This window comes from Lysobacter zhanggongensis (assembly GCF_046638635.1).
In the GTDB taxonomy this organism is placed as follows: Bacteria; Pseudomonadota; Gammaproteobacteria; order Xanthomonadales; family Xanthomonadaceae; genus Novilysobacter; species Novilysobacter luteus.
In genome coordinates this window covers 25454-32770 of the sequence record NZ_JBJXHK010000029.1, presented here as the reverse complement: position 1 = coordinate 32770, position 7317 = coordinate 25454, and the positions used below count along the sequence as shown (strand labels likewise).

Annotated in this window: 6 protein-coding genes and 1 pseudogene; 2 read left to right on the top strand and 5 right to left on the bottom strand. The window is 70.3% G+C overall.

Annotation, left to right across the window (positions count from 1 at the left end):
* The 4 genes from ACKVMH_RS07155 to prmB form a co-directional block, all read right to left on the bottom strand.
* Positions 1-590: type IV pilus assembly protein FimV (locus tag ACKVMH_RS07155; protein ID WP_412699764.1), on the bottom strand; the 590-nt coding region annotated here is incomplete at its 3' end.
* Between the two features lie 118 nt (positions 591-708).
* Positions 709-1728: an aspartate-semialdehyde dehydrogenase gene (locus ACKVMH_RS07150; RefSeq protein ID WP_412699763.1), complete on the bottom strand. Its 1020-nt coding sequence runs from the start codon at positions 1726-1728 to the stop codon at positions 709-711.
* A 110-nt stretch (positions 1729-1838) separates the two neighbouring features.
* On the bottom strand, positions 1839-2939 hold the full coding sequence (aroC, locus tag ACKVMH_RS07145) for a chorismate synthase (RefSeq protein ID WP_412699762.1): 1101 nt from the start codon (positions 2937-2939) through the stop codon (positions 1839-1841).
* A 44-nt stretch (positions 2940-2983) separates the two neighbouring features.
* On the bottom strand, positions 2984-3931 hold the full coding sequence (prmB, locus tag ACKVMH_RS07140; RefSeq protein WP_412699766.1) for a 50S ribosomal protein L3 N(5)-glutamine methyltransferase: 948 nt from the start codon (positions 3929-3931) through the stop codon (positions 2984-2986).
* A gap of 143 nt (positions 3932-4074) precedes the next feature.
* On the opposite strand from prmB, the gene ACKVMH_RS07135 reads away from it, so the two are divergent.
* Positions 4075-4722: an SCO family protein gene (locus ACKVMH_RS07135; RefSeq protein WP_215218178.1), complete on the top strand. Its 648-nt coding sequence runs from the start codon at positions 4075-4077 to the stop codon at positions 4720-4722.
* Between the two features lie 24 nt (positions 4723-4746).
* Positions 4747-5589 (top strand): archaetidylserine decarboxylase, encoded by an 843-nt coding sequence (gene asd / locus ACKVMH_RS07130; protein ID WP_412699761.1) that lies wholly within the window; start codon positions 4747-4749, stop codon positions 5587-5589.
* A gap of 3 nt (positions 5590-5592) precedes the next feature.
* Here asd and ACKVMH_RS07125 read toward each other — a convergent pair.
* Positions 5593-7216 (bottom strand): annotated as a pseudogene (locus ACKVMH_RS07125) (transglycosylase SLT domain-containing protein).
* Between the last annotated feature and the right edge of the window lie 101 nt (positions 7217-7317).

The following is a 7317-nucleotide window of genomic DNA, read 5'->3' as shown; positions in this document are numbered from 1 at the left end:
GCGGCCACTGGCGCCGGGCTGGGCGCGGTCGGCTGGATCGCGGAAGGGTCCGGGGTTTCCACCGGGTTCGGCGTCGCGTCGGCCGGAGCGGCGGCCGGCTCGGCCGCCATTCCCTCGTCCGGCAGCGGCTCTGGCGCAGGCGGCGATTCGCGCACGATCGTGTTGGATGGCGCCACTTCGGGCGCCTCGATCGGCGGTTGCAGCGGCGCCGACACGGTCCGCGGCGTATCCAGCAGGGCCGAATACTCGCGGACCAGCCTGCCCTGCCCCCAGTCCACCTCGACCAGGAAGGTCAACAACGGCTGCTGGATGGGCTCGCTGCTGGTGACACGGATGACCGGCCGGCCGCGCGCGTCGAGCGCAGAAACAAACTGAAGGTTCGCCACCACGCCCTGGGGCGGCTGCAGGCCAATGCGGGCGAAGGTCTCCGGCGACGCGAGCCCGGCGCGCAGGCGCTCGAGCTCACCCGGGTCGTTGGAAATGATCTGGATCTCGGCCACCAGCGGCTCGCCGAGCTTCGACTTCAGTTCCAGTTGGCCCAGCCCCAATGCGGCCGCCGAGCTGCTGGCCAGAGCCAGCGCCAGTGCCAAGGCGGTTTGCGCGAATCGGTTCACCGGTGCTCCTGCTGCATCCCCTGGCGCGACTCTAGCGACCAGCGCGCGCCCCGGCAATGCGATCCGGTCGCTTTTTCAATGTCTTGCGACACATTCATGAGCGTTCCGCGAGCACCAGTTCGGCCAGTTGCACGGCATTGAGGGCGGCGCCCTTGCGGATGTTGTCGGCCACCACCCACAGCGCCAGCCCGCGCGGGTGGGAGATGTCCTCGCGGATCCGCCCGACGTAGACCGGGTCGTTGCCCGACGCGTGGGTGACGGGCGTGGGGTAGCCGCCAGGCTCGGGCGTGTCGACGACCTCGAGTCCGGGCGCGGCCGCCAGCAAGGCGCGGGCGTCCGCGGCGGACAGCTTCTCGCGCGTTTCCAGGTGGACCGCCTCGGAGTGGCCGTAGAACACCGGCACCCGCACCACGGTGGCGTTCACCGCGATGCTGTCGTCGCCGAGGATCTTGCGCGTCTCCCAGACCAGCTTCATCTCCTCGGTGGTGTAGCCGTTGTCGCAGAAGTCGCCGCCATGCGGAATCACGTTGAACGCGATCTGCACCGGATAGACCTCCGGACGGGCCTCCTGGAAATTCAGCATGCCGGCGGTCTGCCGACCCAGCTCCTCCAACGCGCGCCGCCCGGTGCCGGAGACCGACTGGTAGGTCGCCACGTTGATCCGCTCGATGCCGACCGCGCGATGGATCGGCGCCAGCGCCACCAGCATCTGCATGGTCGAGCAGTTGGGATTGGCGATGATCCCGCGCGGACGGTCGCGCGCCGCGTCCGGGTTGACCTCGGCGACCACCAGCGGCACGTCGTCGTCCTGCCGGAATGCCGAGGAGTTGTCGATCACCACCGCCCCGGCCGCCGCGAACTTCGGCGCGTACTCCCTCGAGACGCTTCCGCCGGCGGAGAACAGCGCGATGTCGATCCCGGCCGGATCGAACGTGGCCAGGTCCTCGACGACAATCCTGCGGGCGCCGAACTCGGCTTTTTCGCCGGCCGAACGCTCGCTCGCCAGCAGGTGCAGTCGGTCGATCGGGAAGTCGCGCTCGGCGAGGATCTTCAGCATGGTCTCGCCGACGGCCCCGGTGGCTCCGACGACGGCTACGTTCACGGTCCTTCTCATTTCTATTCCTGGCTGGTCGAGGGGGTGGCTGGCGACGCCGCCGCGATTTATCCGCGACCGTGGCAGCCGGGTGCAACCGCGCAGGGGCGACGTACGCCCGCTGCACAGGATCAGGGTTTTCGGGCCGGGATGCGCGGGTCGACATCGCCGACGTCACCGCACTGGGCGCGATGGCGCAGGGCCTGGTCCATCAGCACCAGCGCGACCATGGCCTCGCAGATCGGCACGGCGCGGATGCCGACGCAGGGGTCGTGGCGGCCGGTGGTGACCACTTCGACCGGCTGGCCATCGGTGTCGACGCTGTCGACAGGCAGGCGCAGGCTGGAAGTGGGCTTGAATGCGACCGAGCAGCGCAGCGGCTGCCCGGTGCTTATGCCGCCCAGAACGCCGCCGGCGTGGTTGGAGGCAAAGCCCTCGGGCGCGATCGGATCGCGGTGTGCACTGCCGCGCTGCGCCACCGAGGCGAATCCGTCGCCGATCTCGACGCCCTTGACCGCGTTGATGGACATCAGGGCCCCCGCGAGCTCGCCGTCGAGCTTGCCGTACACCGGCTCACCCCACCCCGGCGGGAGGCTGGTGGCGACCACGTCCACACGCGCACCGACCGAGTCGCCGGACTTGCGCAACGCGTCCATGTACGCCTCCAGCTCCGGCACCTGCGGCGCATGGGGCCAGAAGAAGGGATTGTCTTCGATGACATCCGCGTCGAACCCCGCCGGCACGACGTCGCCCAGCTGGGACAGCCAGCCGCGCACGGCCACACCATGGCGCTGGGCCAACCACTTCCTGGCGATGGTGCCGGCCGCCACCCGCATCGTCGTCTCGCGCGCAGAGGCCCGGCCGCCACCCCGCGGGTCGCGGATGCCGTACTTCTGCCAGTAGGTGTAATCGGCATGTCCGGGCCGGAACTGTGCGGCGATGCGATCGTAGTCCCGGCTGCGCGCGTCGGTGTTGCGAACCAGCAGTGCGATCGGCGTGCCGGTGGTCAGCCCCTCGTAGACACCCGACAGGATCTCCACCTCGTCAGCCTCGCGCCGTGCCGAGGTGTGGCGGGTGCGACCGGTGGCCCGGCGCTCCAGGTCGTGGCGGAAGTCTTCGGCGGCCAGCGGCAAGCCCGGCGGGCAACCGTCGACCACGCAGCCGATCGCCGGCCCGTGGCTTTCGCCAAAGGTCGTGACCGCGAACAGTTTTCCGAAGGTGTTGCCGGCCACGGAGGTTCCCGACGTTATCGATGCAGGGCGTTGCGGGGGCGATCTCAGCCGCGGCTGGCGGCGAGTTCGGCAATCCTCGCATGGTGCTCGACCAGATCGGCGCGCTCCACCACGAAGATGCCCATCTGGCCGACCTTGAACTCCACCCAGGCCAAGGGCAGCTCCGGCAGCAGCGCGACCAGTGCGTGTTCGGCCTCGCCGACCTCGCAGATCAGGAGGCCATCGTCGGACAGGTGCGCCGGCGCGTCGCGCATGATCCGCAGTGCCAGGTCGAGTCCGTCGTCGCCGGCGCGCAGGCCCAGCTCGGGCTCGTGGGCGTACTCGGCGGGCAGCGCGTCGGTCTCTTCATGGGTGACGTAGGGGGGATTGGTGACGATCAGGTCGAACACCTCGCCCTGCAACCCGTCGAACAGGTCCGACTTGCGGAACGACACGTTGCTGGCGTGCAGCCGCGCCTTGTTCTCCGCGGCCAGCGCCAGTGCGTCGTCGCTGATGTCGATGCCGACCACCTCCCAGTCCGGGTGGTGGTGGCCGGTGGCGATCGCGATGCAACCCGACCCGGTGCACAGGTCCAGTGCGCGTGATACCTCGCGCCCGCCGAGCCACGGCTCGAACCCGTTCTCGATCAGCTCGGCGATCGGCGAGCGCGGCACCAGCGCGCGCGGGTCGGACTTGAAGCTCAGCCCGGCAAACCACGCCTCGCCGGTCAGGTAGGCCGCCGGGATGCGCTCGTTGATGCGACGCTCGAACAGCGCCAGCACGCGCGTCTTCTCCTCACGGCTGACGCGCGAGGCGCCATACACCGGGCTGAGGTCGTGCGGCATCGAAAGCGCGTGCAGCACCAGCTGGGTGGCTTCGTCCAGCGCGTTGTCGTAGCTGTGGCCGAAGGTAAGCCCGGCCTCGGCGAAACGGCTGCCGCCGAATCGGATCAGGTCGATGATCGAGACCTGCTCGAAGGTGGTGTCGGCAAAATCGGCGCGCTGAGTGGCCATGCGTTCGGGGTCGGCGCATCCGGCGGTCAGGCCGGTGCGCACCAGGGAGGCGGAGGGCCGCCGATTATAGCGGTCGGCGCTCGGTATCATGGGCGGCATTGCCCGCACGCGTACTACGCCCGGGCGTCGACTGCAGGCCCGCCATGTTCAACCGCACCACCCTCGTCATCCTGATCGCCGCGGTCGCCGCCGGGCTCGGCCTGCTGGCATCGCAGAAGTACTTCGGCGCGCAGCCGGTGCCGGGCTGGCCGCAGACCCAGGCGGTGCGGCTGTTCCAGCCGGCGCGCGAGTTGCCCGAGTTCAGCCTCCGCCAGTCCGACGGCACGCAACTGGTGCCGGGCGAGCTGCACGGCCACTGGACGCTGGTGTTCCTGGGTTTCACCCACTGCCCGGACGTCTGCCCGATGACGCTGGCGCAGATGTCGCAGGCGCAGAAGCAGTGGGAGTCGATCCCGGAAGCGATCCGCCCGCGCGTGCTATTCGTTTCGGTCGATCCCGAGCGCGACAGCCCCGGTCGGATCGGCGAGTACGCCCACGCCTTCCACAAGGACACCCTGGCTGCCACCGCCGATGTGCCGGCGCTGGAGAAGTTCGCCGCCTCGCTGAGCATGGTGTTCGCCAAGGTGCCGCCGGCCGACGGAGAGCCGGACGACCAGTACTCGGTCGACCACAGCGCATCGATGGCGCTGCTCGACCCGCAGGGCCGGATGTCGGGCCTGGTGCAGCCGCCGTTCGACCCGAACCTCATCGCCGCCGACCTCGCCGCGCTGACCGAAGCCGCCGCGCCCTGACCCGATGCCGCGCAGGAACCCCCGATGAGCCTGAGCACCAAACTCACCTACGCGCTGCCCCACCGCCTGCTCTCCTCGCTGGCGCGCCGGCTGGCCTACTCGGACCACCCGCGCGTGCGGCGCTGGCTGATCGACAACGTGACCCGCCGGTTCGGGGTCGACCTGTCGGAGGCGTCGCAGTCGGACCCGGCCGCCTACCCCACCTTCAATGCGTTCTTCACCCGCGCGCTCCGGCCGGGCGTACGCGTGGTCGATCCCGACCCGCGCGCGCTGGCCATGCCGGCCGACGGCCGCATCAGCCAGTGCGGGGCGATCGAGGCCGGCCGGATCTTCCAGGCCAAGGGGCAGTCTTTCACCGCCGCCGAGCTCCTGGGCAATGCCGATGCCGCCCGTCCTTTCGAGGAAGGCCTGTTCGCGACCGTCTACCTGTCGCCCAAGGATTACCACCGGGTACACATGCCCTGGACGGGCACTCTGCGCGAGACCGTGCACGTGCCCGGCCGGCTGTTCAGCGTCGGACCGGCGGCGGTGCGCCACGTGCCGCGCCTGTTCGCGCGCAACGAGCGGCTGGTCTGCCACTTCGATACCGACTTCGGCCCGATGGCGGTGGTGATGGTCGGCGCCCTGCTGGTGTCGGGCGTCGAGACGGTGTGGTCCGGCGAGGAGATTCCGGCCTACGGCAGCCGGGTGACCGTCCGCGATTACCGCGGCGAGGACATCACGCTGGAGCGGTTCGAGGAAATGGCGCGGTTCAACTACGGCTCCACCGTGATCGTGCTGCTGCCGCCCGGGGTCGCCGAGCTCGCGCCGGGCCTGTGCGCCGAATCGGCCGTCAAGCTCGGCCAGCGGCTGGCCACCCGGATCTGACCGTCAGTTGCCGCCGCTGCACCCCCGCAGCACCAGCTCCTGGCCGGGGCGGATGGTGTAGCGCGGCCCCCTGACGCCGTTGGCATGGGCGAGCTCGGCCGGCCGGCATTCGAACTTGCGGGCAATGGAGCTGAGGGTCTCNGCCGGGGCGGATGGTGTAGCGCGGCCCCCTGACGCCGTTGGCATGGGCGAGCTCGGCCGGCCGGCATTCGAACTTGCGGGCAATGGAGCTGAGGGTCTCGCCGCCCTGCACGCGGTAGGTGGCCGGCGCCGCGGGTTCGGTGGGCACGGTTGCCACGGCCGACACCGGCATCGCCGACGCGGGACCGCCCCGGACGATCGCGCGGGCCGGGTCGCTGGCCACCAGCTCGCGTGCCAGCTGCGCGCGCGATCCATTCAGGCAGTGCCGCCGGTACAGGCTGGCGATCTCGGTCGTCGCGTCCAGCACGGCGCCCGCCGGCAGCATGTCGTCCGCTCGGTAGCGCGGGTTGAGGTTGCGCAGCGCCCGCATGTAACCGTCGCGCACGCCGCGGTTGCCCAGGCAGATCGTCAACTGGTAGATCGACGCCGGCTGCTGCAGTTGCAGCTTCGCCGGTCGCACATCGAACTCGGGCAGCGTAAGGCCGTATTCGCGAGGGTGCAGGAACAGCCACGCCGCGGCGATCACCATCGGCACGTAGTCGCGGGTCTCCGGCGGGAACTCGTGGTACACGTCGGCGTGCCAGAAGCTCTTGCCGGGATTGGCACGGTGCACGCGGCGGGCGCGGCCCTCGCCACCGTTGTACGCCGCCAGCGCCAGTTCGATGTTGCGGTTGAGCTCGCCCATCCGCTCGTTGAGGTAAGCCACGCTGGCCGCCGAGGCTGCGTACGGGTCGTAGCGGGTGTCGAAACCGGTACTGTCCTCGCCCAGGCCGAAGCGCCGGCCGGTGGCGTACATGAACTGCATCGGCCCCGACGCGCCGGCACGCGAGGTCGAGTGGACGCGGCCGTTGGACTCCTTGGCCAGGATCCCGAACAGCAGCGCCTCCGGCAGCCCCGCGCGCTCGTACTGCGGCCACATCTGGCGGCGCAGGTACTGGTAGTTCTGATGGCTGGTGAGGAAGTCGTCGCGCATGTCGGTCAACCAGCGGCGGATGCCTTCCTGCACCGCCGGGTTGAACTGGACCATCCGGTCGAAGTCGTGCTCGTCGCCACCGAGCAACGCCGCCGCGCGCGCCGCCTCGGGCACGTCACGCGCGACCGCCGCGGCGTGGTGGGACTCCGTGTCCGGCCCGTCGTCGTCCTCCAGGCCACCACCGGCTTCGACATCGGCGTTGAGCTTGAGCAGGCGCTCGTAGGTCGTCAGCATCGTCGTGACCGAGCAACCCCGCTGCGCAACGCAGGCCGCGACCACGTCCTCCATGTCCTCCAGCGCGGCGTCGGCGTGGGCGGGACCTTCGGGGTCGTGGTTGCCGATGGCGACCATCGCCTCGCGGTAGCGTCCCTCGGCCGCCTGCATCCTCTGCTCCAGGGCCTCGGTCGCGGCCCGGTCACGGCGCGATTGCGCGCTGGCGTCCATCGATACGGCGGCAAGCAACACGAGCAACAGCGACGCAGAGCGTCGGAACAACCGGACGGGCATGGGCATGGCACTGCTGGGGGACGACGCCCTGCAGGTTAGCCCTGTCCGTCGCGCAACGGCCATCGCGCGACCGCGCCGACGTAACCCTGCGGGGCCCCGTCAATCGC

Bases quoted from the DNA above. Each gene is read 5' to 3' on its own strand.
- ACKVMH_RS07150 (WP_412699763.1), bottom strand. From the start codon at position 1,728: ATGAGAAGGACCGTGAACGTAGCCGTCGTCGGAGCCACCGGGGCCGTC.
- prmB (WP_412699766.1), bottom strand. From the start codon at position 3,931: ATGGCCACTCAGCGCGCCGATTTTGCCGACACCACCTTCGAGCAGGTC.
- ACKVMH_RS07135 (WP_215218178.1), top strand. From the start codon at position 4,075: ATGTTCAACCGCACCACCCTCGTCATCCTGATCGCCGCGGTCGCCGCC.
- asd (WP_412699761.1), top strand. From the start codon at position 4,747: ATGAGCCTGAGCACCAAACTCACCTACGCGCTGCCCCACCGCCTGCTC.